Origin of the sequence: Janthinobacterium aestuarii, from assembly GCF_046113285.1 — a bacterium.
Classification (GTDB): Bacteria; Pseudomonadota; Gammaproteobacteria; order Burkholderiales; family Burkholderiaceae_D; genus Janthinobacterium.
In genome coordinates this window covers 5,334,623-5,361,007 of sequence record NZ_CP142524.1, presented here as the reverse complement: position 1 = coordinate 5,361,007, position 26,385 = coordinate 5,334,623, and the positions used below count along the sequence as shown (strand labels likewise).

Sequence of the window (26,385 nt, the reverse complement as noted above, 5' to 3'; positions counted from 1 at the left end):
TCATGGAGGAGCGGCAGCGGTCCAGTACGGAGAAATCCGCAGCCGTTTAAAATATCATTATTTTTGGGTGGTTGGGGAAAACATGACACATGCAAAGCGACTTCAATCGTTGCTGCTCGGGCTGTCTTTGACAGCGTTTGGCATCGGGCGATGGGCCACGGCGGCACCGGCTGCCAGCACCTATCCCGGCACCGGCGGTCCCGTGCCGTTCGAAATGAATCTGCAACCGCCGGCGACACAGATCGCCCATGAAATCTACGATTTGCACACCCTGATGATGATCATCTGCCTGGTGATCTTCGTGGCCGTGTTCGGCGTCATGTTCTATTCCATCTTCAAGCACCGCAAGTCCCTGGGCCACAAGCCGGCCACTTTCCACGAAAGCACCACCGTCGAGATCGCCTGGACCGTCGTGCCTTTCCTGATCGTCATCGGCATGGCCCTGCCTGCCACGCGCACCGTGGTCGGCATGAAGGACACCTCGAACGCCGACATCACCATCAAGGCCACCGGCATGCAGTGGAAATGGGGCTATGACTACCTGAAAGGCGAGGGCGAAGGCATTTCCTTCCTCTCCAACCTGGCCACGCCGCGCTCGCAAGTGGGTGCGCCAGGCGCGCCGCCGACGGAAAAACGGGGCGAAAATTACCTGATCGAAGTCGACAACGAAGTCGTCGTGCCGGTCAACAAGAAGATCCGCGTGGTACTGACGGCCAACGACGTCATCCACGCCTGGTCCGTGCCCGCCTTTGGCGTCAAGCAGGATGCGATTCCAGGCTTCGTGCGCGACACCTGGTTCAAGGCCGACCATATCGGCACCTTCCGCGGCAATTGTGCCGAGCTGTGCGGCAAGGAACACGCGTTCATGCCCATCGTCGTCAAGGTCGTCTCCGCCGACGACTACAAGGCCTGGGTTGATGTAAAACAAAAGGAAATGGCCGCATTGGCTGATGATCCAAGCAAGGTGTGGACCATCGACGAATTGAAGGTCAAGGGCGAGAAAGTGTATACGGCCAACTGCGTGGTCTGCCACCAGGCGACCGGCAAGGGCGTACCGGGGGCATTTGCGCCGCTGGACGGCTCGGCCGTGGTGAACGGCCCGAAAGCCGATCAGATCCACGTCTTGCTGAACGGGCAAAAGAGCGGCAAGTATCCCGCTGAAATGCCGGCATGGAAACAGCTGTCCGACACGGAAATTGCCGCAGTGATCACTTACACGCGCAATTCCTGGTCGAACAAGGCCGCAGAGAACATCGTTCAACCAGCCGAAGTCGTGGCTGCACGCAAGTAATTAGGAGCCGCATATGAGTACGAGCACGAGCACCTTGGACCACGCCGGTCACGATCACGACCATGCCCACGACCACCCGACCGGCTACCGCCGCTGGCTGTTTGCCACCAACCACAAGGATATCGGCACCCTGTATCTGTGGTTCTCGTTCATCATGCTGCTGTCGGGCGGCGTGCTGGCCCTGATGATCCGTACGGAACTGTTTCATCCGGGCTTGCAATTCTTTCACCCTGAATTTTTTAATCAACTGACCACCATGCACGGCCTGGTGATGGTGTTTGGCGCCATCATGCCGGCTTTCGTCGGCTACGCCAACTGGATGATCCCGCTGCAAGTGGGCGCGTCCGACATGGCGTTTGCCCGCATGAACAACTTCTCGTTCTGGCTGCTGCCGCCGGCCGCGCTGCTGCTGGCCACGTCCTTCCTCGTACCGGGCGGCGCCACGGCTGCCGGCTGGACCCTGTATGCGCCGCTGTCGACGCAGATGGGCCCCGGCATGGACATGGCGATTTTTGCCATGCATCTGATGGGCGCCTCGTCCATCATGGGTTCGATCAACATCATCGTCACCATCCTGAACATGCGCGCCCCCGGCATGACCCTGATGAAAATGCCGATGTTCTGCTGGACCTGGCTCATTACCGCGTATCTGTTGATCGCCGTCATGCCCGTGCTGGCCGGCGCCATCACCATGACCCTGACGGACCGCCATTTTGGCACCTCGTTCTTTAATGCGGCGGGCGGCGGCGACCCCGTCATGTACCAGCACATCTTCTGGTTCTTCGGCCATCCCGAGGTCTACATCATGATTCTGCCGGCCTTCGGCATCGTCTCGCAGATCCTGCCCGCGTTTGCCCGCAAGCCGCTGTTCGGCTATGCCTCGATGGTCTACGCCACGGCGTCGATCGCGATCCTGTCCTTCATCGTCTGGGCGCACCACATGTTTACCACCGGCATGCCGGTGACGAGCCAGCTGTTCTTCATGTACGCGACCATGCTGATCGCCGTGCCGACGGGCGTGAAAGTGTTCAACTGGATCGCCACCATGTGGAAGGGCTCGATGACGTTCGAAACGCCGATGCTGTTCTCGGTGGGCTTCATCTTCGTCTTCACCATGGGCGGCTTCACGGGCCTGATCCTGGCCGTCACGCCGATCGACATCCAGCTGCAGGATACCTATTATGTGGTGGCGCACTTCCACTACGTGCTGGTGGCCGGTTCGCTGTTCGCCCTGTTCGCCGGTTTCTACTACTGGTCGCCGAAATGGACGGGCCATATGTACAACGAGACGCGCGGCAAGATCCACTTCTGGCTGTCCCTGATCACGTTCAACGTGACCTTCTTCCCGATGCACTTCCTGGGCCTGGCCGGCATGCCGCGCCGCTACGCCGATTATCCGGCGCAGTTCACGGACTTTAATATGATCGCCTCGATCGGCGGCTTCGGTTTCGGCCTGATGCAGGTGTACTTCCTGTTCTTCGTCGTCTTGCCGACCATCCGCGGCGGCAAGGCTGCGCCAGCGAAACCATGGGAAGGCGCGGAAGGCCTGGAATGGACCGTGCCGAGCCCGGCGCCGTTCCACACGTTTGAAACGCCGCCGACCGTGAAATAAGGTATCGCGGGCCGGCGTGTTGCGCGGCCCGTCTTGAATAAAGTGCCTGCCATGACCGAAGTGAAAACTGAGCGCAAGAAACCGAACAACCTGCGTACCGGGCTGATACTGGGGGCCCTGGCGGCCTTCTTCTTCCTGTCCGTGTTCGTCAAGCGCATGTGGCTCTGACGTGACGACGCCCCACCAACAGGAAACGCGCGGCCTGAACCGCAAGATGCTGGGCAAGCTGCTCGTCATTGCCGTGCTGATGTTCGGTTTTGGCTATGCCCTGATTCCCGTCTACAAGCAGATTTGCGAAGTGATGGGTATTAACGTGCTGACGCAAAAAGATGGCACGGTGGCTTACGACAACAATACGCAGGTCGATACGACGCGCAGCATCACCGTCGAGTTCGACGGCAATGCGCAGGGCCCATGGCGCTTCCGCCCGACCGTGTCGAGCATGCAGGTGCATCCGGGCGAGCTGGTGACCGTCCTGTATGAAGTGGTCAACACGCAAAACCGCGTCGTCAACGCGCAAGCCATCCCCAGCTACGCGCCGCAGAGCGCCACGCCGCATTTCAAGAAGGTCGAGTGCTTCTGCTTCAAGCAGCAGACCTTGAAGGCCCACGAAGCGCGGCAGATGCCGGTGGTGTTCTTCCTCGATCCGGCCCTGCCGAAAGAGGTGAAGACCATCACCCTGTCGTATACGTTTTTCGAGATTGCCGGTCTGAGCCAGGCTCAGACGCCGGCCGTCCAATAGGAGAGTGCCATGGGCGAACCCAAGCAGCCTGAAAAAGCGTCGTTCCTGTATTCGCTGCGGGCCGTCGTCTGGTCGTTCACGGGGCTGCGCCGCAAGAGCGATTTCGACACGGATTCGGCCAAGCTCAATCCCGTGCACATCGTCATCGCCGGTTTCCTGGTGGTGGCTTGCCTGATCGGCATCCTGATTTCAATTGTTAAATTCGTCGTTTTATAAATTATAAAAAACCACCCTATAAGTTTTTGAGGAGATGATGATGAGTTCCAACCACGCCGCCGTACCCTATTATTTCGTGCCCGGCCCGTCGCGCTGGCCCATGCTGGGCGGCGCCAGCCTGCTGCTGACCATGATCGGCGCCTCGGCCTGGGTCAACGACGTCTCCTGGGGCCCGTACGTGAACTACCTGGGCATCGCCGGCATCCTGCTGGTGCTGTATTTCTGGTTCGGCGACGCCATCAGCGAATCGGAACAGGGCCTGTACAGCGAGCGCATCGACCACTCCTTCCGCTGGAGCATGAGCTGGTTCATCTTTTCGGAAGTCATGTTCTTCGCCGCCTTCTTCGGCGCCCTGTTCTATGCGCGCAGCATCTCGATGCCGTGGCTGGCCGACCTCGACCACAAGGTGATCTGGCCCGATTTCGCCGCCCACTGGGGCAATACGGGCCCGGCCGGCACGGTGCAGGAATTCACCACCATGACGCCGTTCTGGATTCCGACCATCAATACGGCCCTGCTGCTGACGTCGGGCGTCACCCTGACCATCTCGCACCACGCGCTGCGCGCCGGCCACCGCGCCATGACGGCCCTGTTCCTGTTCGCCACCATCGTGCTGGGCGCCATCTTCATGGGCTTCCAGGTCTACGAATACATGCACGCCTACAGCGAACTGAACTTGAAATTGACGTCCGGCATCTATGGCGCCACCTTCTTCATGCTGACGGGTTTCCACGGCTTCCATGTGACCCTGGGCGCCATCATGCTGTCCGTCATCCTGTACCGCGTGCTGAAAGGCCACTTCACGCCCGAGCACCACTTCGGCTTCGAAGGCGCCGCCTGGTACTGGCACTTTGTCGACGTCGTCTGGCTGGGCCTGTACGTGGTCGTGTATTGGTTATAATGGCGGGGCAGGGCGCGCGTTGTTGAGGGGCGCGCCGGCACCATAAAAAAAGCCGTACCGGGACATCCTGGGTACGGCTTTTTTCTTAGTGTGAAGAATTTTGCTAAGCAAGCAACGTCGTTGGCAACGGGGTCAGACCCGTCGGGTCTGACCCCAGCCGTTAATGTATTCCCGTCGGCTGGATGTAACCCAGATGATGCGCCAGCAGGATCAGCAAAAACAGGGTGATCGACAAGCCCACGCGCAGGGCCAGCGCCTGCACGGTGCGGTTGCTCTTGCCCTTGTCGCGCATGAGGAAGAACAGGGCCGAGCCCAGGCTGCCCAGGATCAGGATGAAGGCGATGGCAACGAGGATTTTCATGGATGGTAGCGCCAGGCTTGAGGAGGTTTCATTGTAATGCGTATCCGCTTCCATTTTAGATGGATTCCATTTGTTGTAATGCTGCTACTGGTGGCGTTGGGCGTGTCGCTGGCGCAATGGCAGCAGCGCCGTGCCGATGAAAAAGTCGCCCGCGCCGCCCGGCTCGAGGCGGGCAACCAGGCGGCGCCGCTGGCCTTGACGGCCGCACCGCTGCTGCCGGACGATGCGCAAGCGATCGAATACCGCCGCGTTACCGTCACGGGCCATTTCGTGCCCGCCTGGACGGTCTACCTGGACAACCGCCCGTACAAGGGCCAGGCCGGTTTCCACGTGCTCACGCCATTTCAAATAGACGGTTCCGCCATGCACGTACTGGTGGCGCAGGGCTGGTTGCCGCGCAACAATGCCGAGCGCACGCGCATTCCCGACTACGCCACGCCCACGGGTACGGTGACGATCACCGGCATCGCGCGCCTGAACGCGGGCCATGTGATGGAACTGGGCACGGCGCCGGCCCTGGCGCCGCACGCCATCGTGCAAAATGCCGATATCGGCCAGCTGGCCCGGGCCAGCGGCCTGGCCCTGCAGCCCTTTATCCTCGAACAAACAGTCGACCCAGGTGATCCGCCAGCATCCGGCCAGCTTCCCGTGCGCGACTGGCCGGCGCCCGACCTGGGCGCCGACAAGCACCGCGGCTATGCTTTCCAGTGGTATGCACTGGCACTGATGGCTTTTTTATTTTTTGTCTTTACAGGATTTCGACGTGCAAACAAACAGCCCTGAAGCAACGCAAGACAACAGCAACAAGCAGGCACAGAATACGGGACGGTGGAAACTGCTGGCCGTGGTGGCCGTGTGCGCCTTTCCCATCATCGCCTCCTATTTCACGTATTACATCATCAAGCCCACGGGCCGCAACAATTACGGCGCCCTGATCGACCCCCGCTTGCATCCGATACCGGAAGCCCAGCTGCAGGTGACGGAACTGGACGGCAAGCCCGCGCCGCTGGCCCAGTTCAAGGGCAAGTGGGTGCTGCTGCAGACGGGCCCGTCCGATTGCCAGGAAGCGTGCAAGAAGCAATTGTTTGACATGCAACAACTGCGTTTGATGCAAGGCAAGGAGCGCGAACGCCTGGAACGGGTCTGGCTGGTGACGGATGGCCAGCCGCTCGACACGCTCGTGATGCGCGAATTCGACGGCACCAGCATGCTGCGCGTGAATAATGACGCCTTAAAGGCGTGGCTGCCCGTGGAGCCGGGCGGCAAGACCAGCGACCACTTATATTTGATCGATCCGCTGGGCAACCTGATGATGCGCTTCCCGAAAGACGCGGACCCGAACAAGATCAAGAAAGACATCGCCAAGCTGCTCAAAGCTTCGGCGATCGGTTGAGGAGTCTGCATGCCGACGATGCATCTTTCCGCGCTGGCCCAGCTGGGCTTGACGGGTCTGCTGGTGGCGCTGCTGCCTTTGAGCATGGTGTGGGTGTCCGCGGACGCCAATAAATACCGCAAGCTCGTGTGGATCGCCGTCTTCCTGACGGTCGACCTGATCATGTTTGGCGGTTTTACGCGCTTGTCCGATTCCGGCCTGGGCTGCCCCGATTGGCCAGGCTGCTATGGCTCCGCCAATCCTTTCCTGGCGCACGAGCACATCGTGGCGGCGGAAACCCTGATGCCGACGGGACCCGTCACGGTGGTGAAAGCGTGGATCGAAATGACGCACCGCTACCTGGCCATGGCCATTGGCGTGCTGATCGTGGCGATGATGGTGCAGGCGTGGCGCCAGTGGAAGAAAAACAAACGCGAGGAATTCGCGCCCGCGCTGCCGACGGCGCTGTTTTTGTTCGTCTGCCTGCAAGGCGCGTTCGGCGCCTGGACGGTGACATTGAAACTGCAACCGGTGATCGTCACCATCCACTTGCTGCTGGGCATGGGCTTGCTGGCCATGCTGACGTGGCTGGGCGGGCGCCAGGATCAAGCCGTGCAACCCTTGCTGCGCGCCGATGCGGACGCTGCCGTGCTGCGCCCCGTGCGCGCGCTGGCTGTCATGTCGCTCGTGCTCTTGACGGTGCAGATCGCGCTCGGTGGCTGGGTGAGCACCAACTACGCCACCCTGGCCTGCACGGATTTCCCCCTGTGCGGCGGCAAGGTCATTCCGGAGATGGATTTCGAGCATGGTTTCCACCTGTGGCGCGAACTGGGCAAGACGGCCGCCGGCCACTATTTGCCGTTTTCCGCGCTGACGGCCATCCACTGGGTGCACCGCAACTTCGCCTTCATCGTGCTGGCCGGCATCGGCTATACGGTGTGGCGGGCGTGGAAATTGCCATCCTTGCGCGGCACGGCCCGCTGGGTGGCGCTGGTGCTGGCCCTGCAGGCGGCCACGGGCCTGGCGACCATCTACCTGAGCTGGCCATTGTCGATTGCCGTGCTGCATAACGGCGGGGCGGCGCTGCTCGTGTTGTTGCTGACCATGTTAAACTACAAGGCTAAATTCCAACTCGATGTAGCGCGCAATGTTCAGCGCGCTTGCGCCGCCGCGCCAGTGCCCTCGGCACCAGCCAGTTCTTCCCGTACCGCATAAATGACTACTCAGACCATCAGCCGTAAACCATCTCCCCGCATCGCCCAGTACTGGGCGCTGACCAAGCCCCGCGTGACGCAGCTGGCCGTATTTTGCGCCGTCATCGGCATGTTCCTGGCCAGCGAGGAGTTGCCGGACTGGCACGCGGTGGTGTTCGGCACCATCGGCATCTGGCTGCTGGCCGGCGCCGCGTTTGCCGTCAATTGCCTGGCCGAGCGCGAGATCGATGCGCGCATGGCCCGCACGGCGCGCCGTCCGATGGCCATGGGCGACATCACGGTGAAACAGACGGTGGTGTTCGCGCTCGTGATCGGCGGCCTGGGCATGGCGATTTTGTATCACCTCGTCAATCCGCTGACCATGTGGCTGACCTTTGTCACCTTTGTCGGCTATGCCTTGATCTACACCATGGTGCTCAAACCCGCCACGCCGCAAAACATCGTCATCGGCGGCCTGTCCGGCGCGATGCCGCCCGCGCTGGGCTGGGCAGCCGTCGCCAACGACGTGCCCATGCAGGCGTGGCTGCTGGTCCTGATCATTTTCGTGTGGACGCCGCCGCACTTCTGGGCGCTGGCCATGTACCGCCGCGACGATTACGCGCGCTCGGGCTTGCCCATGCTGCCCGTCACGCACGGCATGCAATTTACGCAATTTCACGTCTGGCTGTACTCGATCGCGCTGGCCGCCACCACCTTGCTGCCGTACGCCGTGCGCATGAGCGGCCTGATCTACCTGGCTGCGGCCGTGGTGCTCAATGCGGGCTTCCTGTATTACGCGTGGAAGATGTACCGCCACTACACGGACTTGATCGCGCGCAAAGCGTTTACTTTTTCCATCATCTACCTGGCATTGCTGTTCGCGGCCTTGCTGGTCGATCACTACATTCCCCTCGGCACATGAAAAAAACCCTGACTCTGTTGTTGGCGGCCGCGCTGGCCGTCGTTCTCGCCGGCTGCGGCAAGCCTGCCGCACCGAAGCTGGCATTCAAGAATACGGACGTGACGGGCCTGGGCTATGCACGCGAATTCGCGCTGACGGACCACACGGGCCAGCCGCGCACCCTGGCCGACTACAAGGGCAAGCTGGTGCTGATGTTCTTCGGCTACACGCAATGCCCGGACGTCTGCCCCACGACCATGGCCGACATGGCGCAGGTGATGAAGGAAATGGGTCCGCAGGCGGACCAGGTGCAGGTGCTGTTCGTTACCGTCGACCCCGAGCGCGACACGCAGCAATTGCTGGCGCAATACGTGCCGGCCTTCGACAAGCGCTTCGTGGGACTCTATGGCAGCCTGGAACAGACGGCCAAGGTGGCCAAGGAATTCAAGGTGTATTACGCCAAGGTCGAAGGCGAGACGGACAGCAGCTACACGGTCGACCACACGGCCGGCACCTATGTGTTCGACCGCGAAGGCAAGATCCGCCTGTTCGTGCGCCACGGCGAAAAGCCTGCCGCCATCGCGCACGATCTTAAACTTCTGCTATCCTGACCCGGTCGCGCCCCCCGGGCGCCATCTTCAGGATATGCAGTACATGGACAAACGTTTCGAGCCGCACGCCCGCCTGGCAGCCATCATCTTCTTGTTGATCGGCTGCTTTTTCGTCTTGCGGCCCTTCCTCGCCGCCATGCTGTTTGCCGCTTGCGTGGGCATTTCCAGCTGGCCCCTGTATCTCCTCCTGCTCGACCGCCTGAAAGGCCGGCGCAACTGGGCGGCCGCCATCATGACCCTGTCATTGCTCCTGGTCATCGTGCTGCCGCTGGCCCTCGTCACCTACAACCTGGCCGATAACGTCTCGCGCATCTATGAACAGTTGCGTACGGCGCTGGAAACGGGCGGCCTGCATCCGCCCGCCTGGCTGGCCAGCATTCCCGTGGTGGGCGACACCATCGCCGGCTACGTGGAGCGCCTGCTCGCCGATCGCGAGGAATTATTGAATCTGGGCAAGACGATGCTGGAGCCGGCGCGCCATTTCCTCGCTTCCGGCGGCATCCTGCTGGGCACGGGCCTGGCGCAGACCAGCCTGGCCGTGTTCGTCAGCTTCTTCCTCTACCGCGACGGCCAGCAGCTGAGCCGTGCCTTGATGACGGGCGCCGGCCGCATCATCGGCGACAGCGCGCCCGGCGTGGGTCTGACCATCAGCCGCACCGTGCGCGGCGTCATGTACGGCTTGCTGGGCACGGCGCTGGCGCAAGCGCTGGTGGCCGTGGTGGGTTTCCTGATCGCCGGCGTGCCGGCCGTCGCGCTGCTGGGCGTTGCCACCTTCATTTTTTCGCTGATCCCCGTGGGTCCGCCTCTGATCTGGGGCGGTGCCGCCATCTGGCTGTTTTCAGACGGCCAGACGGGCTGGGGCATTTTCATGCTGGTGTGGGGCGCGCTGCTGATCAGCGGCGTGGACAACGTGGTCAAACCCATGCTGATCAGCCGCGGCAGCAGCCTGCCGTTCTTGCTGGTGTTGCTCGGCGTGCTGGGCGGCGTGCTGGCCTTCGGCTTCGTCGGCATTTTCATCGGGCCGACCCTGCTGGCGGTGCTGTACAGCCTGTTGCAAACGTGGACGGTGGGCGAGACCACCGTGCCGCAGGGCAAGGATACGATTACGTTGAAGAAGTAATCAGTCGCGCAAGTCCGCATCGAGATCGCGTTCCTGTTTCGGGATTACCTTGATCAGCACGATGCGGGGCCCGTTCATCTTCTTGACGACGATGTCGAAGTCGACGAAGGTGATGCGCTGGCCCTGCTTTGGAATGTCACCGAGCTTGACCATGATCAAGCCGCCCACCGATTCCACGTCGTCCAGCCCCAGTTCCTCGTTTTCGATATCAATGCCGAGGATGCGTTCGAGCGAGAAGATGGGCAGGCTGGCCTTGCCGATCAGGGTGCCGTCGCTTTGCTTGAGCCAGTCGTTTTCATTGCGGCGGAATTCGTCGCGGATTTCGCCGACCATGGCACCGAGCAAGTTATCGAGGGTGATGAAACCCAGCGGGCGCTTGCCCTTTTCGCCGATCAGGGCGAAGTGCGGCGCGCCGTCGCGAAAGCGGCGGAACAGTTCCAGCGCGGGCGTGCGCGCGGAAATGATGTCGACGGGACGCAGGAAGGGCGTGAGCGAGGTGATCGGCTTGCCCGCCTGCTGGGCAAAGAACAGGTCTTTCAGGTGCACCACGCCCAGCACGTCGTCTTCATTCGTGTCGAAATACGGGTAGCGGCTGAAGCGGTTGCGCAGCACCGTGTCGAGGTTTTCTTCCAGCGTGCTCGACGCGTGCAGGGCGATCACTTCATTGATCGGGCGCATCAGGTCCGATACCGTCATTTGTTCGAAATCAAGCGACTGGGCCAGGATGTTACGCTCGTCGCGCGTAAACTTTTCGCCGGGCTGGCTGGTGCGCAGGATCAGTTTCAACTCTTCGGACGAGTAATGGGCATCGTGGCCGCCCTTGCCGGACAGGCCCGCCAGGCGCAGCACCCAGTTGGCGCTGGCGTTGAGCAGGTAGATGGCCGGGTACATGGTCCAGTAAAAGCCGTACAGGGGAATCGCGCTCCACAGGCCGACGGCTTCCGGGTTGCGGATGGCCATCGATTTGGGCGCCAGTTCGCCCACGACGATATGCAGGAAGGAAATCACGCTGAAGGCGAGGACGAAGGAGATGCCGTGGATCAGCTCTTGCGAGGTGACGCCGATGGCGCCGAACAGCGGCTCGAGCAAGCCGGCAAACGCCGGTTCGCCGACCCAGCCCAGGCCCAGCGACGCCAGCGTGATGCCCAGCTGGCAGGCGGACAGGTAGGCGTCCAGCTGGCCATGCACCTTGGCCAGGATGCGGCCCCGTAGTCCCTGTGTCTTGGCGATGGCGCGGATGCGCGTGCGCCGCAAGGTGACGATGCCAAACTCGGCGGCAACAAAAAAACCGTTCAGCGCGACCAGGAAGAGGGCGAGCAGGACTAGCAAGACATTGTGCATGGGGGCGCAAAAGATGGGCTGTTAAAACGTCATCTTAAACGACGAAGGCCGCCATAGCCTAATTTAGCCGCGCGCCCCGCCCGTGCAGGCGGGCGCGCGCGGCGGGTTTTTCGCGCTTTTCAGCCTTTGGCCGCCGTTTGCGGTCCGCCGCGCATGGCAAACACCATGACGGCCGAGACGATGGCGGGGATGGCGACGACGAGGAAGATCGTGCTGTTGGGCCAGTTCAGGCGGATCAGCTCGCCGCCGAGCACGGGGCCGATGATGGAACCGATGCGGCCCACGCCCAGGCTCCAGCCGATGCCCGTCGAGCGCAGGGTGGTCGGGTAGTAGCTGGCCGCCAAGGCGTTGACGGCTGGCTGGCCGCCCACCACGCAGAAACCGGCGATGAAGATCGTGATGAACAGGAAGGCCAGCGACACGTCGGGACGGCCGATCAGGGCAATTGCCACGGCAGCGACCAAAAAGCACGGCAGCAGGATGCGGCGGAAGCTGGAGCGGTCGATCAGCTGGCCCATGACGAGGGTGCCGATGGTGCCGCCCACTTGCAGGGCCGTGCCGGCCAGCACGGCGTTGGCCGTCGACAGGCCCGCTTCCTTGGCAATCGTCGGCAGCCAGTTGGACAGGAAATACAAGTTCAGCAAGTTCATGAAATTGATGACCCACAACAAAATCGTCATCTTCGCGCGGCCGCCCGTAAACAATTGCAGCACGGGTGCGCCCTTGTGTTCCTTTTCATGCACGACGTATTGCGTGTCGGCCGTGATGTTGACGGTGGGGTCGATGCGCTTGAGCCACTGCGCCACCTTGTCGAGCTTGCGTTTCTTGAGCACCAGGAATTGCATCGACTCGGGCAGCAGGAAGAACATCAGCACGCCGATCACCAGCGGCACCACGCCGCCCACGTAAAACACGGATTGCCAGCCGAAGGCGGGAATCAGCGCGGCGGACAATAATCCGCCCAGCACGGCGCCCAGGGTAAAGCCGCACGAGACGAGCATCATCAGGGTGACTTTCTTGCGCAGCGGACTGTATTCGCCGGCCAGCGCCATGGCGTTCGGCATCACGGCGCCCAGGCCCAGCCCGGTAATGAAGCGTATCAGCTGCAATTGCTCGATGTTTGTTGCCAGCGGCGTGACCAGCATGCACAGCGAAAAGAAGATGGTCGAGCCGATCAGCACGGGGCGGCGGCCGAACTTGTCGGCCGTGATGCTGAAGACGAGCGAACCGACCAGCATGCCCAGCAAGCCCGCGCCAAACACGGGACCCAGGTTGGCCTTGCTGACATGCCAGTCGGCAATGATGGCGGGCGCCACATAGCCCATCGCCTGCACGTCGAAGCCATCCATGATGACGCACAGCCCGCACAGGATCAGCATGCCGATCTGGAAGGAGCCGATCCTGTTGTTATTGATGAGATCGGGAATATCGATCGTCTTGCCTGCCGTGGACATGGTGATGCTCCTGTTTTTTTATGGTGATCGCGCCCTGCCGGCGAGGGAGGGGCGCGTGTTTGTCTCAGGCTTTATTACAATCGCTTTTGATTGATTATTCAAACGTTATTTTCGAATGGATTTATCAGCTTTCCTTGTGAATCTTTGGCTGGCCCTGGATGGCGGCCAGGATGACATCGAGTGCCGGGTGCATGATCTTGCGTTCGTTTGAAATGACATAAAACTGTTCGCGCAGGGATGAGGCGTCGCCGACCAGCACGGCGCCGAATTGCTCCTCGATATCGGCCGCCAGGCTGGCCGGGGCGAAGAACAGGCCCAGGCCCTTGCGGCCAAACGCGTTGAGCATGGCGTTGTCCTCGAATTCGCCGACCACGTCGGGCCGCACGCCTTGCTGCACCATCCATTCATCGATGCGCCCGCGCAAGGCGTTATTGCGCGCCGGCAGCAGGAATGGCGCGCCATGCAGGCTGTGCGGGAAGTTGTCGCGGTATTGTGCGGCCAGCGCGGGGATGCCGAACAGTTTCATGGCGCTTTCGCCCCACAGGTGGCTGGACACGCGCAGGCTGGCGCCGGCGGGCACGGCGCGGTCCGTCAACACCAGGTCCAGCTTGTGCAGGGCCAGGTCGGCCAGCAAGGATTCAAATTCGTCTTCCAGGCACACGAGCTTGACGGGCTGGTCCAGGCTGCGCGTGGCGTCCAGCATGCGGTAGGCCATCAGTTTCGGCAGGGAATCGGAAATGCCCACCGTCAAACGCATCTTTTCCGCGTCCGTATCGGCCAGCGCATCCTGCATCTGCTCGCCCAGCAAAAAAATCTGGTCCGCATAGCCGAGCGCCAGCCGGCCCGCTTCCGTCGGCACCAGGCGGCGTCCCTGCGGCTGCAGCAGGGAGCGGCCCAGTTCCTTTTCCAGCAGGGCCAGCTGGGTGCTGATGGTTTGCACGGCCAATCCCAGCCGTTCGGCCGCGCGCGTCACGCCGCCTTCCTTGGCGACGACCCAAAAAAAGTACAAATGGCGGTAATTGAAGCCCGTGGTTTTCATCGCGATATCCTATCTTCTGTTTTTACGAAGTAATACTTCCATTATCTTCTATTTTTAAATGTGTGACATGTCCCTATACTATGTTTCATTAAATCTAGATAACGGGGAACTATCGATGAAGCATTTCAGAGTGTCATTTCTGGTGACATTTATCTGCCTGGGCATTTCCGCCTGGTGGGGTTATACGCACGGTGGCGTGCAGACGATGCTGGCGGCGCTCGGTATCGCTGTGATCCTGGGCGTGATGGAAGTCTCGCTGTCGTTCGACAACGCGGTGGTCAACGCCTCGGTGCTGAAGAACTGGGATAAATTCTGGCAGAACCTGTTCCTGGGCGTGGGCATCATCATCGCCGTGTTCGGCATGCGTCTGCTGTTCCCGCTGGTCATCGTGGCGCAAGCGGCGGACCTGGGCTTGATGGAAGTATGGAATCTGGCACTGAGCAATCCGGAACAGTATTCGATGCACCTGACGAATCACCACGCGGAAGTGGCGGCATTCGGCGGCATTTTCCTGCTGCTGGTCTTCCTGAACTTCCTGCTGGACTCGGAAAAAGAAACGCACTGGCTGGGCCGCATTGAAGAAAAACTGGGCGCGCTGGGCAAGATTTCGTCGATTTCGGTGATGATCGCGCTCGGTACCCTGATGGTCAGTCTGTCGATGATCGAAGAAGGCCAGAAGCTGGTGGTCCTGACGGCCGGCCTGTGGGGTATTTTGACCTACGTGGGCGTCGATGTGATCAGCGGTTTGCTGGAAGGCGACAACGGCGACGGCAACATGGGCGACATCATCAAGCGCGGCGGTATTGGCGGCTTCCTGTACCTGGAAGTGCTCGACGCCTCGTTCAGCTTTGACGGCGTGATCGGCGCGTTTGCCATCACCAAGGATGTCGTGATCATCATGCTGGGCCTGGCGATCGGCGCGATGTTCGTGCGTTCGATGACGGTGTTCCTGGTGCGCAAGGGCACGCTCGACGAGTTCGTTTATCTGGAGCACGGCGCGCACTATGCGATCGGTATCCTGGCCGTGATCATGTTGGTCAGCATGAAGTTCCACATTCCCGAGATTTTCACGGGTCTGATCGGGGTGGCCTTCATTCTCGCCTCGCTGTGGTCGTCGATCCGCTACAAGCGCAGGATGGCCCTCGAAGAAGGCCGGATGGAAGCGCTGGAAGCGGTCAAGGCAGTGTAAAGAATGCGCGGCAAACGACTACACCCGTTTGTCGGCAAGTTGCAGCAAGCGTCGCCGCCGGCCTGGGGAGTCAGGCCGGTGGAGGACGCCAGGTGTTTGGTCATATACAACCCACATAGGAGAAATACATCATGGCAATCAGTCTGCAAAAAGGCGGCAACGTCAACCTGAGCAAGGAAGCCCCCGGCATTTCGAAGATGATCATCGGCCTGGGCTGGGATGCCCGCGCCACCGACGGCGCCGCGTTCGACATCGACGGTTCCGTATTCCTGTTGAAGGCCGACGGCAAGGTTCGCGCCGACGTCGACATGATTTTCTACAACAACCTGAAGTCGAGCGACGGTTCCGTCACCCACTCGGGCGACAACACCACGGGCGCCGGCGATGGCGACGATGAAACCGTCGTCGTCGACCTGGCCACGGTGCCGGCCGAGATCGACAAGATCGCCGTCTGCGTGACGATTCACGATGCCGAAGCGCGCAAGCAAAACTTTGGTATGGTATCGAAGGCGTACGTGCGTTGCGTGAATGCCAACGGCAACACGGAAATCGCCCGTTTCGACCTGTCGGAAGACGGCTCGGCGGAAACGGCCATGGTCTTCGGTGAAATCTACCGCAACGGCGGCGATTGGAAATTCAAGGCCATCGGCCAGGGATATAAAGGCGGTCTGGGCCCACTCGCAGCATCGTTCGGCGTCGGCGTATAAGTTGTAAATAATCAAGGCGGTCCGCAGCGCGGGCCGCCGCCATCACCATCATCGTTGAGGAAGGAACAGTTGAATGCCGGTTTTTAATGTAACAGGGGACGTCGACCCGTTTCTGCATGTGTCGCTGGCCAAGGGCGAGAAGATTTATTGCGAATCCGATGCGATGGTGATGATGGAAACCAATCTTGAGCTGAAAGGCAAGATGACGGGCGGCATAGGCGCTGCGCTGATGCGCACCTTTGCCAACGGGGAATCGTTCTTTCAGCAGCATATCGAGGCCATGCGGGGCGACGGCGACTGTCTGCTGTCGCCCACCTTGCCCGGCGCGATGCGGGTGCTCGAGGTTGGCACCCAGCAATACATGATCAGCGACGGCGCCTTCGTGGCGGCCACGTCTGGCGTGGAATTGAAGGTGCGCACGCAAAGCCTTGGCAATGCGCTGTTTGCCCAGAGCGGTGGTTTTTTCATCACCGAGACGGCAGGCAGCGGCCAGTTGGCGGTGTCCGGTTTTGGCGCGATGTCGGAACTGGAAGTGACGCCTGGCAAGGACGTGGTGATCGACAATTCGCACGTCGTATGCTGGGACAACCGCCTGCAATACGAAATTTCCATCACGACCGGCAGCAGCGGCGGCTTTCTGGGTAATTTGATCAATAGCCAGACCAGCGGCGAGGGTATGGTGCTGAAGTTTTCAGGCACGGGAAAAATCCTCGTGTGCTCGCGCAACCGCGCGGCCTTCCTCGCCTGGACGCAAAGCAAGCCGGCGTAACTAATATTTGATGTAACCAAGCAAACAGGAGCTATGCGTATGTCTGTCAATTTGAGCAAGGGCCAGAAGATTTCTCTGGACAAAGAAGCTGGTACCACCCTGACCCGTATCACCATGGGCCTGGGCTGGGATGCGGCCAAGACCAAGGGTTTCCTCGGTTTCGGTTCGAAGACGGAAGCCGTCGACCTGGACGCGTCGTGCGTCATGTTCGACGAGAACAAGGGCACGTCCGACATCGTCTGGTTCCGCCAGCTGAAAAGCAAGGACGGCAGCATTGTCCACACGGGCGACAACCGCACGGGCGCGGGCGATGGCGACGACGAACAGATCAATGTCGATCTGTCGAAGGTGCCGGCGCACGTGAAAAGCCTGGTCTTCACCGTCAACAGCTTTACTGGCCAGAACTTCTCGCAGGTGGAAAACGCCTATTGCCGCATCTTGAATGCGAGCAATAACCAGGAAGTCGCGCGTTTCAACCTGTCTGTGCAAGGTTCCCACACGGCACAGATCATGGCCAAGCTGTACCGCCATAACGGCGAATGGAAGATGCACGCCATCGGAGAAAACGGCAACGGTCGCACGTTTGACGACCTGATGCCCCAAATCTCAGTGCATCTATAAGGAGCAGTACGCAGCGGGCGGGGGACGGACCGGATACCGGCCCTTGTCCGCTGCTCTATTTTGAAGGAGAGTATGTCGTGATGCGATTGCTGATAGCCTTGCTACTTCCGTGTCTCACGTTTTTCATGCTGGGGCGCCCGCTGGCCGGTGCCGCCGCCTTGATCTTGCAGTGCACTGTGATCGGCTGGGCGCCGGCGGCCCTGTGGGCCCTGTACACGGTGAACCAGCATAAAACGGAGCAGGAACTGGAAGGTGCGTTAAGCCGCAGCTACATGCGCAGGCGTAGTCGCTTGATTTAAGGTCGAATGATCTAAATCAACCGGGCGCCAGGAATCCTTGCGCTAAAGCCCGTACGAGCGATCGTGCGGGCTTTTTTGTGCGCGTGCGAGGCGCTACTCATCGCTTTCGGCTGGGCATATTGCCGCTTGTGCGGCCTCTTGCGAGGACGTTTCCGCTGCCGCCAGCAGGGTGTCGACGGTGCTGGCGTCAACGCGCTTCATGTCTTTCGACCACGATACGAGTAAGGCGAAAGACAGCAACAGGCTGATCACGCCGATGACTAGCGTAAGACCGATGCCCCATTGCGACCACTTTCGTTGTACCAGGTTGAAGTGTTCAACACTTTGCCATTTTCCATTTTTCCAGGCCATCTCACGGCCTTTGATGCCCAGCCAGATGGCAACCCCGATGCCAACGTAGGGGATCAGTGCGAGTAAGCCTATCCACGTGCGGTTGCCGATCGCCCATATCCAGTTCAGCAGGAAGGCACCCCAGCTCCAGCCAGCCACACCGGCAGGCAGTGCCTCGGCGGCGTCACTGCGCGCGCCACAGTTGGCGCAAAAGTGCGTCTTGCCTTCCGCTTGCTGCGTCCCGCATGCCGTGCAAAACATGGGCTATCCTTCACGATGAATGGTGACCAGGCGGCTGCGGTGCATGGGTTTATCCCCCGCAACAGCCGTACAGTGCATTCTTCTTCGTCGACGTCATGGCTGTCTTGATTACAATCAAGAGTTACCCTTGTCGTGCCAGGCAGCTCACTTCTTGCAGCGTATCGGCACGTTCACGGAATTGCCGTCTGAACTCAAGTTGCGGTATTGCAAATCTTCGCTCTCGATGGCGAAGCGGGGCACGGCGTGCACGTAGCGCTGCTTGCAGACCGTGTCGTCATTGATCAGTTTGCCCGCCAGCATGTAGTCGCACAGCGCGAAGCGCGATTCCTCGTCGTCGAGGATCAGCACGCGCGCGGCGCTGTACAGCGCCGATTGCAAGACGTCCGGGCTGCAGTTTTCCGGGCCCGTCAGTTTCAGATGGGTCTTCGTCTGCGTGGCCAGGCGTTGGAGCTTGACGAGGGCGGCGCGCTCTTCCTTGCGGGCATTGTCGACTTGGGCGTCGCCGCTGGACAGGCGCAGCGCCAGCGAGGCGATCTGGTCGATGGAAATATGCCAGGCAAAGCCTTCGAGGCGCGTGCGGATCTGGCCGGGCAAAGGATCGGCCGCATCGACTTCGCAGCGGTACTGGCCCAGGTGGGGACGGCACAGCACGGGAATGGCAAAGGCCGAGGTGCGCTTGCCCTTGACGAATTTCTGGCTCAGGTCGCCAAAGTTTTCATGCGTGATGGTATCGAAGCGGGCTTGCCCAAAGCCCATCTTGACGAGATTTTCCTTGCGCTGGCGCGAAAACAGGGCATCGACGGCATCGTAGATATTCTTGTTGAAGATGCGGTCCAGCGGCTGGCGCTCGTCCGACATCTTTTCGAACACGGCGCTGGAATTGGGCGCGTTGGCGTCGATGGAAATGAGGATGAAGGGCTTGCTGTTCAGGCGCGGCGGCACGACGGCCATGTCGTTGCCGTACAGTTGCGTCAGGGCCACGTCCCACAGGGTTTCCACGCCCAGGTTGTCGGCCGCGCCGCCGTCGAACAGGTGCACGTAGGACGGCGATTCGCGCGACTCGGAACCGAGTTCCGGCACGAACGTATTTTTCGGACGGAAACGCTCGAAGGTGACGGAATCGAACACGCCGGGAAAGGCGGCCGAGGTGGCCACGGCCGTGGCCAGGCGGATATCCTGGATCGGCGAATGCAGGGTGCCGTAGAAATACTCATAAGAAAACACCACGCGCTTGCCGCCATCGGTGGCATCCGTCGCGTTGGCCAGGAAGATGGGGCCGTCGTGCGGCAAGTCCTCGTAGGTTTTCTTGTCGTACAGCACATCGTCGAACACGTCGGACAGGAAGGACGTGCGCGTCTTGTTCGTCAACAACATCGTCGTCAGGTTGGCCGGTTTCAAAATGGTCTGGCCGAAGAAATCCGTTTTCAGCTTGCTGCGCAGCAAAGGCCAATCCGTCTGTCTGCCATGCAAGGCATAGTAGCCGCCCGCGATGGCGCCGCCGGACACGCCGGAGATGGCCGAGGCGCCGCTGACGAGACCGAACTGCTCCAGCTGCTCCAGCGAGGCGGCCGAGAAATTGGCTGCGCGGCTGCCTCCGCCGGACAGGGCGATGCCGATGAAGTGGTCGTTGGGCATCGGGTTCTGGATGCGCGCCTTGGGCGCGTCGATGCGCAGGCGCGGGGCTTCCTGCACGGTGAACGTGCGGTTTTCCACGCCGCTGTTGGGGCGCAGGGCGAGTACCGTGCAGCCGCTCAGCAGCGCGACGAGGATAAATGGTGCGAACAAGCGTGGCTTCATGCGTGATCTGTGCGTAGTCATTGGTTGGGATACGGACGGAAACGTGTGCGATTCTAGCAAACTTGCTGGTGATTAAGCATGCAGCTGATATGCGAGGAGGGCGGCGTTGTAGCCCGCGTGTACCAGCATGGGCGCCAGCAGCGCACCGCTGCGTTCGTACGCGAGGCCCGCGCACAGGCCCAGCACAAAGGCAGGCAGCATGGCGGAGGGCGGATGCATCATGGCAAACAGCGCGGCGCCGATGGCGATGGCTTGCCAGGCCGGCAGCGAACGGCGCAAGCCGCCCTGCAGCAAGCCGCGGAAAATGAATTCCTCGCATAGGGGCGCGGCCAGCACGCCCAGGGCCAGCAGCCACAGGCTGTCCCACGAACTGCCGCCCGCTGCCGCCGCAGGTGCTTGCAGCACGAGCGTGCAGGCGATGCCGCAGAGAGCGGATACGGCCGCGCCTGCCGTACCCCAGCGCCAGGGGTGCCTGCCTCGTGTCATGCGCGGCACGCCGGCCGTCTTGCTGCGCCAGTAGACCAGGCGCAGCAGCACATACGTGAGCACGCCAGCCACCTTGTCCTTGAGCAGGATCAACAGCAGGATTTGCAGAATAAAAAACAGCATGGCGGCGATCAGGCCGTCGGCCGCCGTCACCCTGGCCGGCGGCGAGGCGGACGGGTCGAGCAGGTAGGGCACTTCATCGCGTGCTTTTTGCCACAGGGCCACGGCCAGCGCCGCCGTCAGCACGACAAACACCAGTTGCTGCGCCAGGCTGCCGGCCGCCAGCGCGACGATGTACAGGCCGGTCAGCAGCAGGTATAGATACGTGTAGGCCGGCCGTATCTTTACCGCCGCCTCGGTGGCCAGCGGATCGCTGGCAAACACGCCCAGCGCCACGGCGATCGCCGAGTACAGGGGGATGCCGGCCAGGGCCAGCAGCATCAAACCCGCCATGTCCCACCGCCAGGCGTCTTGCCAGGCCAGCGCCGCGCTGAACAGGATCAAGGGGTAGAGCAGGGCCAGCGCGGCCCACAGCTGGGCTTTTTGCCGCAGCGCCTGGTCGACGGCGACGGGAAACGTGTACAGCAGCCACAGCGCGCCGCCTTCCTTGTTGAGGGTCTGGAAGGCCGACATCATCAGCACATAAGTGCCGAGGAAAAAGCCGGTAGAGGCCAGCAAGACGGGGCTGGAAAGCAGCTCGTGCAGGTCGCGCGCCTGGCCCGAGAACAGGGCCTGGCCACCGAGGATCAGTAAAGGCAGCAACAGGGTTTGCACGAGAAAATTGCGGTCGCGCAGCAGCAAGGTCAGCTCGCGGCGCTGGATCACCGTGCCGGGGCGGGCGCGCCACTTGCCAGCGGACTGGTTCGCAGGGGAGCGCTTGCGGCCGGCCTCGCGCTGGCCCGCGCCCACCACGCCGTGGCGCAGCTGGCGGCGCAGCAGGGCCATGCCCAGCAGCATCAAGCACAGGCATTGCGCCAGCAGCAGCACGGCCGGCAAGGCCGCTGCCGCACCTCGGGCATTGAGCAAACTCACCAGCAGGCCCGGCGCCGTCCAGCCGGTCCAGGCCGGCATGGCCGCCGCCCACGCGTGGGCAAAGCCGCCCGTGCCCATGCCGAACGACATGCCCATATACATGGGAAACAGGCCGGCCACCGACAGCAGGGCCTGCAAGTTGCGCAGCTGCGCAGGACTGAGCGACAGGCGCAAGCCCGTGTCGATCAGGGTACGCAACATGGCTGCCAGGGCCAGCAGGAGCAGGCAGGCAAACAGCCCCGACAGCGGCGAAAACCAGCCCTGGCCCGAATACCAGGCGATCATGGTGGTGCCGGGCCACAGCACCAGCAGGCCGAGCGGGTTGACCAGCGTGCGTTCGAGCACGCGCGCCCACAGCAGGGTGCCCTTGTCGACGGGCAGGGTGACCAGCCATTCCAGGTCCCAGTCCGGCTTCGACAGTTCTCCCATGCCCAGCGGCAGCAGCAGGCTCACCAGCCACAGCAGCGCCAATTGCAAGGTCAGGGCGCCCGCCAGTGCCGCACTGAACGGTTGCTCGATCAAGTGGGCGATGACGGGCGCCATCACGCGCTCGCCTGCCTGCAGGCTGCCCTTGGCCTGGCAAACGGCCACCTGGTCGAGCAGGCAATGCATGTTCAGCAGGTTGTGGCGGGCGATATTGCCGGAGGCAAATAGCATGGGCAAGACCAGCAGCGCGCCCAGCAGCCAGCGTCCTCGTTTCTTTCCTGGCGTGGCGGGCCGGCTCTTGCCTCCCCGATGGAACGCCAAGCCCTTGCCGCTGACGTTGAGCAGGCGCTGCAGGCGCAATCGGGTCAGCAGCCAGACGGCGCGCCAGGCGGTGGGTGGCGCCGGTGTCATGCGGTGTCGTCGGTGAGTTGTAAAAAGAGGTCTTCCAGGCTGCCGTCGCTGGACAGCTGCTGGCGGATCTCGTCCAGGCTGCCCGTGGCGACCAGGGCGCCACGGTGGATGATGGCAACCCGGCTGCACAGTTTTTGCGCCATGTCGAGCAAATGCGTGGACACAAAAATGGTGGTGCCGGCCGCGGCGATGCGCAGCAGGCGTTCCTGCACGTCGCGCGACGCACGCGGGTCGAGGCCGTTGATCGGTTCATCGAGGATCAGCACGGCGGGATCGTGGATCAGCGCGCACGCCAGGCCCAGCTTTTTCTTCATGCCCAGCGAATAATTGACGGCGAAATCCTCGCTCGCCTCGTCCAGGCCGAATTCCGTCAGCAGACGCGCCGTGCGCGTGGCCGCCTCGGCACGTGGATAGCCATGCATTTCGGCCACGAATTGCAGGATTTCACGTCCCCGCAAATAATCGTAGAAGATGGGATTGTCGGGCAGGTAACCCACCTTGCGCTTGACGGCGGCGCCATCGCGGTGGCAATCGAGGCCATCGATCAGCACGCGCCCGCTGCTGGGCACGAGGATGCCCATCAGCATGCGGATGGTGGTGGTTTTACCGGCCCCATTCGGGCCCAGGAAGCCGAAGACCTCTCCTTTGCCCACTTGTAAGGTCAGCGGCTTGACGGCCTCGAAGGTGCCGTAGTGTTTGGACAAACCTTCGAAGCTGATCATGGCGCACCCAGCGCGGCCAGCAGGCGCCGCTCGCCATCGGGCGTGAGGCGCAGGGCACGGCTGTCGAGTTCGCGCTCGGCCCAGCGCCGGCGCAGGGCCAGCTGCAGCAGGGCCGCCCCCAGCGCCCCGCCCAAATGGGCGCGCCGTTCGCTCCAGTCCAGGCAGGCACAGGCGAAGCGGCGGCGCTGGCGCTGCAATTGCGGCACGTCGATGCCCAGCGCCGCCATGCCGGCCGCGCCCGCTTCCGACAGGCAATATTCGCCTTCGCCGCCATCGTCGAGCAGCCAGCCTTGCGCGTGCAACTGGTCGTGCATGGCGACGGCGACCGTGCCGGCCATGTGGTCGTAGCAGGTGCGCGCATGGCGCAAGCGGTCCGGCGTGGAGGGTGTAAACGGCGTTGCGGGCACGCCGGCCACTACCAGCAGCGCCTCCAGCGCCCGCGCCACCTCCGTACTGGCCAGACGGTAGTAGCGGTGCTTGCCCTGCGCCAGCATCGACAGCAAACCGTCATCGCGCAAGCGCGCCAGATGGGCGCTGGCCGTCGAGGCGCCTACCTCGGCCAAGGTGGACAATTCCGTGGCCGTGCGCGCATGGCCATCGAGCAGGCTGCACAGCATGCGCGCGCGGGCCGGTTCGGCGATGGCGCCGGCCAGTTGCGCCAGGCCCATGTCGGCCGAGGGAAGTTTGTCATCCATGATTCGTCCGTGGGCGAAGTGTTGTGGTGGAAGGACCAGCATACTCGTGTCCCCACATCACTGCAATGGAATGCGCATGCCGCTCGCCGACGTTGTTATCGCCCCCACCGACCCTTTTTCCGCCGTCACCCACGCGGCACCGTATGGCTACTATCGCCGCCTGGCGGACGGCCCGCCGCTGCGTTTCGAGGCGTCGCTCGATTGCTGGCTGGCGACGGGCGCGGCCGGCGTGCGGGCCGTGCTCGAGCATCCTGCTTGCCGCGTGCGCCCGGCAGGCCAACCGGTACCGGATACGCTGGCAGGCACGCCGTGCGGCGCCATCTTTGCCGAACTGGTGCGCATGAACGAGGGCGAGCGGCATGCCGTGCCGAAACAGGTGCTGGCGCGCGCGCTGGGCCAGGTGGACCTGGCTCGCCTGCACGGACGGGTGATGCAGTTTGCCGGCGACCGCGTTCCCGGCAGCGCCGCGCAGCTGAACGAGGCGATTTTTGAGCTGCCCCTGTTCGCCATGGCGGACTTGCTGGGCTTTGCGCCAGCGCAATGGCCGGCGCTGGCCGCCTGGACGCGCGACTTTGTCGCCTGTTTGTCGCCGCTGAGCAATGGGAAAGAATTGGCCGGCGCGCAGCAAGCGGCCGATGCCTTGCTGCACGGTTTTACCGTATTGCTGCGCGAGGCGGATGCCTTGCCCGGCAGCTTGCTGCACGACATCGTGACCGGGGCGGATGCCGTCGGCTGGCGGGCGTCTGGCGGCGTGCTGGCCAACCTCGTGGGCTTGCTGTCGCAGACGTGTGACGCCACGGCCGGCTTGCTGGGCAATGCAGTCGTGGCCTTGCGCGCGCAGCCGCAGTTGTCCGCGCAAGTGCGTGCTGCGCCTTTGCTGTGGCCGGCCATGCTGCGCGAAGTCAGCCAGCATGATCCCGCGATCCACAACACGCGCCGCTACACGGCCGATGCCGTGGAATTGCCCGGCGTGCGCATACCGGCCGGGCAGACGATCGTCGTCGTGCTGGCCAGCGCCGGCCAGGCGGAGTCGGGTTTTGGCCATGGCCGCCACGCCTGTCCGGGCCAGTCCATCGCGCAGACGATTGCCACGGCATGCCTGCAGGCATGGGCCGACGGGCTGGAAGACATGCCGCTGGCCTGGTCGTACCGGTCTTCGCTGAATGCCCGCATCCCCGTTTTCAGCACTGGAGAAATAGCATGATTGCCGTGATTTTCGAAGTCTGGCCCAGCGCCGAAGGACGCCAGCAGTATCTGGATCTGGCGGCCGCGCTGCGTCCCTTGCTCGCTGACGTCGATGGATTCATTTCCATCGAGCGCTTCAGCAGCCTGAGCGAGCCTGGCAAACTGCTGTCGCTGTCTTTCTTTCGCGACGAAGCGGCACTGGCGCAGTGGCGGCAGCTGGAAGCGCACCGCGCGGCGCAATCGGCGGGCAGGCACGGTGTGTTCGACGACTACCGGTTGCGCATCGCCGGCGTGGTGCGCGATTACGGCATGCTGGAGCGCCAGCAGGCGCCTGCCGACAGCCAGCGCCGCCACGGTATTTAGCGGGGCAGCGCGCCCTGCGTAATCTTGACCTTGACCCGGTAGGTGGGCGCGGCCGCGTCCAGGGCGGGCGGCGTGGCCGGATCGACGTCGAGCAGGGTGAACGTCAGGTGGTTGACGGTCACGGAGCTGGCGGCGCCGGGCATGGACTCGGACAAGACGATGTCGGTGGCGCCCGCGCTGTTGAGCAAACTGAAACTGTAGCTGACGTAGCCTTTCCACACGCACACGGCGCCCTTGCGGCAGCGGCTGTCGTTGACGCGCTCGAGTTTCAGGGTATCGGTGGCCGTGATGGCGACCTGTTCGCCCGGCGAGAGCACGTGGGTGACGCTGCGCGGCGTGTTTTCCGCGTCGCCGGCGCTGCCGGCCGCGCCGCAGCCCGCCAGCACGGCCAGGCAGGCGATGAACAGGGGGAACAACCACGTTCGGTACGATTGATGTAGATAGTGCATGTTTTTCCTTTCAGGTGAAGCGTCCCGGCGTGGCGTCCACGCGTGGGATGAAAATGATAATAACAAAATGATATTTTTCTGGCGCACTATTGGCGCGCTGCCGATGAATTGACGCGCCGGCCACGCGGCGCGCCGATTACTGCGTAGAATGGCTGTTTTGAAAATCAGGAAACAACCATGAAAAAAACCGACCTGGCCAAAAGCGATGCCAAGAAACTGATGGGAAAGATGAATGTTCCCGGCGCCGGTGCATTCGGTAAGGAAGCGGTGGTCGTCGACCGCCGCGAGCAGCGCAAGCGCGATCAGGCGCTGGGCCTGGTGCCGTTCGCCGTCAAGCTGAACAGCGATCTGGTGTTGCAATTGCAGACCCTGGCCAAGGAGCGCGGCGCGGATCTGAATGAATTGGTCGCCGAGCTGATCACCAAGGGCTTGGCTGCAGCATAAGGGCTGACAATGTTTATCTGTTGATAAATATCATTTATAAAACTA

General features: G+C 62.2%; 30 protein-coding genes. 20 read left to right on the top strand and 10 right to left on the bottom strand.

What is annotated here, in order from left to right; genetic code table 11:
- Nucleotides 1-82: 82 nt before the first annotated feature.
- From coxB to OX462_RS24045, 6 genes are read left to right on the top strand one after another with little or no spacing between them, the layout of a single operon-like run.
- Entirely contained in the window at nt 83-1,291 is a 1,209-nt protein-coding gene (gene coxB / locus OX462_RS24070; protein WP_070222560.1) for a cytochrome c oxidase subunit II, read from the top strand.
- A 13-nt stretch (nt 1,292-1,304) separates the two neighbouring features.
- Nucleotides 1,305-2,903, top strand: coding sequence for a cytochrome c oxidase subunit I (gene ctaD / locus OX462_RS24065; RefSeq protein ID WP_034749009.1), 1,599 nt, complete (start codon nt 1,305-1,307; stop codon nt 2,901-2,903).
- A gap of 51 nt (nt 2,904-2,954) precedes the next feature.
- The gene (locus OX462_RS24060) at nt 2,955-3,071 is read left to right on the top strand and encodes a cytochrome oxidase small assembly protein (RefSeq protein WP_216350353.1); all 117 of its coding nucleotides are present in this window, start codon (nt 2,955-2,957) and stop codon (nt 3,069-3,071) included.
- Nucleotide 3,072: 1 nt separating this feature from the next.
- A complete protein-coding gene (locus tag OX462_RS24055) occupies nt 3,073-3,645 on the top strand; it encodes a cytochrome c oxidase assembly protein (RefSeq protein ID WP_071650232.1) in 573 nt (190 codons plus the stop codon).
- A gap of 9 nt (nt 3,646-3,654) precedes the next feature.
- Nucleotides 3,655-3,861, top strand: a complete 207-nt coding sequence (locus tag OX462_RS24050) for a DUF2970 domain-containing protein (protein ID WP_101483887.1) — start codon at nt 3,655-3,657, stop codon at nt 3,859-3,861.
- 40 nt (nt 3,862-3,901) lie between these two features.
- Complete coding sequence (locus OX462_RS24045) at nt 3,902-4,762, top strand: cytochrome c oxidase subunit 3 (protein ID WP_070222559.1); 861 nt, start codon at nt 3,902-3,904, stop codon at nt 4,760-4,762.
- Nucleotides 4,763-4,922: 160 nt separating this feature from the next.
- Here OX462_RS24045 and OX462_RS24040 read toward each other — a convergent pair whose 3' ends face one another.
- Nucleotides 4,923-5,123, bottom strand: a complete 201-nt coding sequence (locus tag OX462_RS24040; protein WP_046683386.1) for a twin transmembrane helix small protein — start codon at nt 5,121-5,123, stop codon at nt 4,923-4,925.
- A gap of 36 nt (nt 5,124-5,159) precedes the next feature.
- On the opposite strand from OX462_RS24040, the gene OX462_RS24035 reads away from it, so the two are divergent.
- From OX462_RS24035 to OX462_RS24010, 6 genes are read left to right on the top strand one after another with little or no spacing between them, the layout of a single operon-like run.
- Complete coding sequence (locus tag OX462_RS24035; RefSeq protein ID WP_070290104.1) at nt 5,160-5,906, top strand: SURF1 family protein; 747 nt, start codon at nt 5,160-5,162, stop codon at nt 5,904-5,906.
- Nucleotides 5,887-6,516, top strand: a complete 630-nt coding sequence (locus OX462_RS24030) for an SCO family protein (protein WP_070290105.1) — start codon at nt 5,887-5,889, stop codon at nt 6,514-6,516. Before OX462_RS24035 ends, OX462_RS24030 begins: the two co-directional genes overlap by 20 nt.
- A gap of 18 nt (nt 6,517-6,534) precedes the next feature.
- A complete protein-coding gene (locus OX462_RS24025; protein ID WP_409028778.1) occupies nt 6,535-7,710 on the top strand; it encodes a COX15/CtaA family protein in 1,176 nt (391 codons plus the stop codon).
- Nucleotides 7,711-8,610: a heme o synthase gene (gene cyoE / locus OX462_RS24020; RefSeq protein ID WP_070222556.1), complete on the top strand. Its 900-nt coding sequence runs from the start codon at nt 7,711-7,713 to the stop codon at nt 8,608-8,610.
- On the top strand, nt 8,607-9,200 hold the full coding sequence (locus tag OX462_RS24015) for an SCO family protein (RefSeq protein WP_409027232.1): 594 nt from the start codon (nt 8,607-8,609) through the stop codon (nt 9,198-9,200). Before cyoE ends, OX462_RS24015 begins: the two co-directional genes overlap by 4 nt.
- 43 nt (nt 9,201-9,243) lie before the next feature.
- Nucleotides 9,244-10,320 carry an AI-2E family transporter gene (locus OX462_RS24010; protein WP_409027231.1) on the top strand — a complete coding sequence of 359 codons (1,077 nt, stop codon included), beginning with the start codon at nt 9,244-9,246 and terminating at the stop codon, nt 10,318-10,320.
- Here OX462_RS24010 and OX462_RS24005 read toward each other — a convergent pair whose 3' ends face one another.
- From OX462_RS24005 to nhaR, 3 genes are all read right to left on the bottom strand, one after another.
- The gene (locus OX462_RS24005; protein ID WP_070222551.1) at nt 10,321-11,661 is read right to left on the bottom strand and encodes a hemolysin family protein; all 1,341 of its coding nucleotides are present in this window, start codon (nt 11,659-11,661) and stop codon (nt 10,321-10,323) included.
- A 119-nt stretch (nt 11,662-11,780) separates the two neighbouring features.
- Nucleotides 11,781-13,115 carry an MFS transporter gene (locus OX462_RS24000; protein ID WP_121668490.1) on the bottom strand — a complete coding sequence of 445 codons (1,335 nt, stop codon included), beginning with the start codon at nt 13,113-13,115 and terminating at the stop codon, nt 11,781-11,783.
- Between the two features lie 124 nt (nt 13,116-13,239).
- On the bottom strand, nt 13,240-14,154 hold the full coding sequence (gene nhaR / locus OX462_RS23995; protein WP_070222547.1) for a transcriptional activator NhaR: 915 nt from the start codon (nt 14,152-14,154) through the stop codon (nt 13,240-13,242).
- 115 nt (nt 14,155-14,269) lie between these two features.
- On the opposite strand from nhaR, the gene OX462_RS23990 reads away from it, so the two are divergent.
- The 5 genes from OX462_RS23990 (at nt 14,270) to OX462_RS23970 (ending at nt 17,739) form a co-directional block, all read left to right on the top strand.
- Nucleotides 14,270-15,343: a DUF475 domain-containing protein gene (locus OX462_RS23990; protein WP_070290111.1), complete on the top strand. Its 1,074-nt coding sequence runs from the start codon at nt 14,270-14,272 to the stop codon at nt 15,341-15,343.
- A 131-nt stretch (nt 15,344-15,474) separates the two neighbouring features.
- Nucleotides 15,475-16,050: a TerD family protein gene (locus tag OX462_RS23985; RefSeq protein ID WP_070222543.1), complete on the top strand. Its 576-nt coding sequence runs from the start codon at nt 15,475-15,477 to the stop codon at nt 16,048-16,050.
- A gap of 73 nt (nt 16,051-16,123) precedes the next feature.
- Nucleotides 16,124-16,819 (top strand): TIGR00266 family protein, encoded by a 696-nt coding sequence (locus OX462_RS23980; protein ID WP_070290113.1) that lies wholly within the window; start codon nt 16,124-16,126, stop codon nt 16,817-16,819.
- Between the two features lie 39 nt (nt 16,820-16,858).
- Nucleotides 16,859-17,440 carry a TerD family protein gene (locus OX462_RS23975; RefSeq protein ID WP_070290121.1) on the top strand — a complete coding sequence of 194 codons (582 nt, stop codon included), beginning with the start codon at nt 16,859-16,861 and terminating at the stop codon, nt 17,438-17,440.
- 80 nt (nt 17,441-17,520) lie between these two features.
- Complete coding sequence (locus OX462_RS23970) at nt 17,521-17,739, top strand: hypothetical protein (RefSeq protein ID WP_034784905.1); 219 nt, start codon at nt 17,521-17,523, stop codon at nt 17,737-17,739.
- A 93-nt stretch (nt 17,740-17,832) separates the two neighbouring features.
- Here OX462_RS23970 and OX462_RS23965 read toward each other — a convergent pair whose 3' ends face one another.
- From OX462_RS23965 to OX462_RS23945, 5 genes are all read right to left on the bottom strand, one after another.
- Nucleotides 17,833-18,330: a zinc ribbon domain-containing protein gene (locus tag OX462_RS23965; protein WP_070290123.1), complete on the bottom strand. Its 498-nt coding sequence runs from the start codon at nt 18,328-18,330 to the stop codon at nt 17,833-17,835.
- A gap of 144 nt (nt 18,331-18,474) precedes the next feature.
- The gene (locus OX462_RS23960) at nt 18,475-20,115 is read right to left on the bottom strand and encodes a patatin-like phospholipase family protein (protein ID WP_409027230.1); all 1,641 of its coding nucleotides are present in this window, start codon (nt 20,113-20,115) and stop codon (nt 18,475-18,477) included.
- 84 nt (nt 20,116-20,199) lie between these two features.
- A complete protein-coding gene (locus OX462_RS23955; protein WP_409027229.1) occupies nt 20,200-22,482 on the bottom strand; it encodes a CPBP family intramembrane glutamic endopeptidase in 2,283 nt (760 codons plus the stop codon).
- Nucleotides 22,479-23,204 carry an ABC transporter ATP-binding protein gene (locus OX462_RS23950; protein WP_070312923.1) on the bottom strand — a complete coding sequence of 242 codons (726 nt, stop codon included), beginning with the start codon at nt 23,202-23,204 and terminating at the stop codon, nt 22,479-22,481. Before OX462_RS23950 ends, OX462_RS23955 begins: the two co-directional genes overlap by 4 nt.
- Nucleotides 23,201-23,899 (bottom strand): ArsR/SmtB family transcription factor, encoded by a 699-nt coding sequence (locus OX462_RS23945; protein WP_070312922.1) that lies wholly within the window; start codon nt 23,897-23,899, stop codon nt 23,201-23,203. The genes OX462_RS23950 and OX462_RS23945 overlap by 4 nt, the downstream gene beginning before the upstream one ends.
- A 76-nt stretch (nt 23,900-23,975) precedes the next feature.
- Between OX462_RS23945 and OX462_RS23940 the strand changes: the two genes are divergently transcribed.
- Together OX462_RS23940 and OX462_RS23935 are read left to right on the top strand one after the other, a co-directional pair.
- Complete coding sequence (locus OX462_RS23940; RefSeq protein ID WP_409027228.1) at nt 23,976-25,103, top strand: cytochrome P450 family protein; 1,128 nt, start codon at nt 23,976-23,978, stop codon at nt 25,101-25,103.
- The gene (locus OX462_RS23935; protein WP_070290131.1) at nt 25,100-25,447 is read left to right on the top strand and encodes an antibiotic biosynthesis monooxygenase family protein; all 348 of its coding nucleotides are present in this window, start codon (nt 25,100-25,102) and stop codon (nt 25,445-25,447) included. The genes OX462_RS23940 and OX462_RS23935 overlap by 4 nt, the downstream gene beginning before the upstream one ends.
- Here the strand turns inward: OX462_RS23935 and OX462_RS23930 are convergent.
- A complete protein-coding gene (locus OX462_RS23930) occupies nt 25,444-25,896 on the bottom strand; it encodes a hypothetical protein (protein ID WP_070290132.1) in 453 nt (150 codons plus the stop codon). The genes OX462_RS23935 and OX462_RS23930 overlap by 4 nt on opposite strands.
- A gap of 177 nt (nt 25,897-26,073) precedes the next feature.
- On the opposite strand from OX462_RS23930, the gene OX462_RS23925 reads away from it, so the two are divergent.
- Nucleotides 26,074-26,340 carry a hypothetical protein gene (locus tag OX462_RS23925; RefSeq protein ID WP_070290134.1) on the top strand — a complete coding sequence of 89 codons (267 nt, stop codon included), beginning with the start codon at nt 26,074-26,076 and terminating at the stop codon, nt 26,338-26,340.
- Nucleotides 26,341-26,385: the final 45 nt, after the last annotated feature.

Coding starts and splice junctions, on each gene's coding strand:
- coxB (WP_070222560.1), top strand. CDS start 83: ATGACACATGCAAAGCGACTTCAATCGTTGCTGCTCGGGCTGTCTTTG.
- ctaD (WP_034749009.1), top strand. CDS start 1,305: ATGAGTACGAGCACGAGCACCTTGGACCACGCCGGTCACGATCACGAC.
- OX462_RS24060 (WP_216350353.1), top strand. CDS start 2,955: ATGACCGAAGTGAAAACTGAGCGCAAGAAACCGAACAACCTGCGTACC.
- OX462_RS24050 (WP_101483887.1), top strand. CDS start 3,655: ATGGGCGAACCCAAGCAGCCTGAAAAAGCGTCGTTCCTGTATTCGCTG.
- OX462_RS24045 (WP_070222559.1), top strand. CDS start 3,902: ATGAGTTCCAACCACGCCGCCGTACCCTATTATTTCGTGCCCGGCCCG.
- OX462_RS24040 (WP_046683386.1), bottom strand. CDS start 5,123: ATGAAAATCCTCGTTGCCATCGCCTTCATCCTGATCCTGGGCAGCCTG.
- OX462_RS24035 (WP_070290104.1), top strand. CDS start 5,160: ATGCGTATCCGCTTCCATTTTAGATGGATTCCATTTGTTGTAATGCTG.
- OX462_RS24025 (WP_409028778.1), top strand. CDS start 6,535: ATGCATCTTTCCGCGCTGGCCCAGCTGGGCTTGACGGGTCTGCTGGTG.
- cyoE (WP_070222556.1), top strand. CDS start 7,711: ATGACTACTCAGACCATCAGCCGTAAACCATCTCCCCGCATCGCCCAG.
- OX462_RS24015 (WP_409027232.1), top strand. CDS start 8,607: ATGAAAAAAACCCTGACTCTGTTGTTGGCGGCCGCGCTGGCCGTCGTT.
- OX462_RS24010 (WP_409027231.1), top strand. CDS start 9,244: ATGGACAAACGTTTCGAGCCGCACGCCCGCCTGGCAGCCATCATCTTC.
- OX462_RS24005 (WP_070222551.1), bottom strand. CDS start 11,661: ATGCACAATGTCTTGCTAGTCCTGCTCGCCCTCTTCCTGGTCGCGCTG.
- OX462_RS24000 (WP_121668490.1), bottom strand. CDS start 13,115: ATGTCCACGGCAGGCAAGACGATCGATATTCCCGATCTCATCAATAAC.
- nhaR (WP_070222547.1), bottom strand. CDS start 14,154: ATGAAAACCACGGGCTTCAATTACCGCCATTTGTACTTTTTTTGGGTC.
- OX462_RS23990 (WP_070290111.1), top strand. CDS start 14,270: ATGAAGCATTTCAGAGTGTCATTTCTGGTGACATTTATCTGCCTGGGC.
- OX462_RS23985 (WP_070222543.1), top strand. CDS start 15,475: ATGGCAATCAGTCTGCAAAAAGGCGGCAACGTCAACCTGAGCAAGGAA.
- OX462_RS23980 (WP_070290113.1), top strand. CDS start 16,124: ATGCCGGTTTTTAATGTAACAGGGGACGTCGACCCGTTTCTGCATGTG.
- OX462_RS23975 (WP_070290121.1), top strand. CDS start 16,859: ATGTCTGTCAATTTGAGCAAGGGCCAGAAGATTTCTCTGGACAAAGAA.
- OX462_RS23970 (WP_034784905.1), top strand. CDS start 17,521: ATGCGATTGCTGATAGCCTTGCTACTTCCGTGTCTCACGTTTTTCATG.
- OX462_RS23965 (WP_070290123.1), bottom strand. CDS start 18,330: ATGTTTTGCACGGCATGCGGGACGCAGCAAGCGGAAGGCAAGACGCAC.
- OX462_RS23955 (WP_409027229.1), bottom strand. CDS start 22,482: ATGACACCGGCGCCACCCACCGCCTGGCGCGCCGTCTGGCTGCTGACC.
- OX462_RS23950 (WP_070312923.1), bottom strand. CDS start 23,204: ATGATCAGCTTCGAAGGTTTGTCCAAACACTACGGCACCTTCGAGGCC.
- OX462_RS23945 (WP_070312922.1), bottom strand. CDS start 23,899: ATGGATGACAAACTTCCCTCGGCCGACATGGGCCTGGCGCAACTGGCC.
- OX462_RS23940 (WP_409027228.1), top strand. CDS start 23,976: ATGCCGCTCGCCGACGTTGTTATCGCCCCCACCGACCCTTTTTCCGCC.
- OX462_RS23935 (WP_070290131.1), top strand. CDS start 25,100: ATGATTGCCGTGATTTTCGAAGTCTGGCCCAGCGCCGAAGGACGCCAG.
- OX462_RS23930 (WP_070290132.1), bottom strand. CDS start 25,896: ATGCACTATCTACATCAATCGTACCGAACGTGGTTGTTCCCCCTGTTC.
- OX462_RS23925 (WP_070290134.1), top strand. CDS start 26,074: ATGAAAAAAACCGACCTGGCCAAAAGCGATGCCAAGAAACTGATGGGA.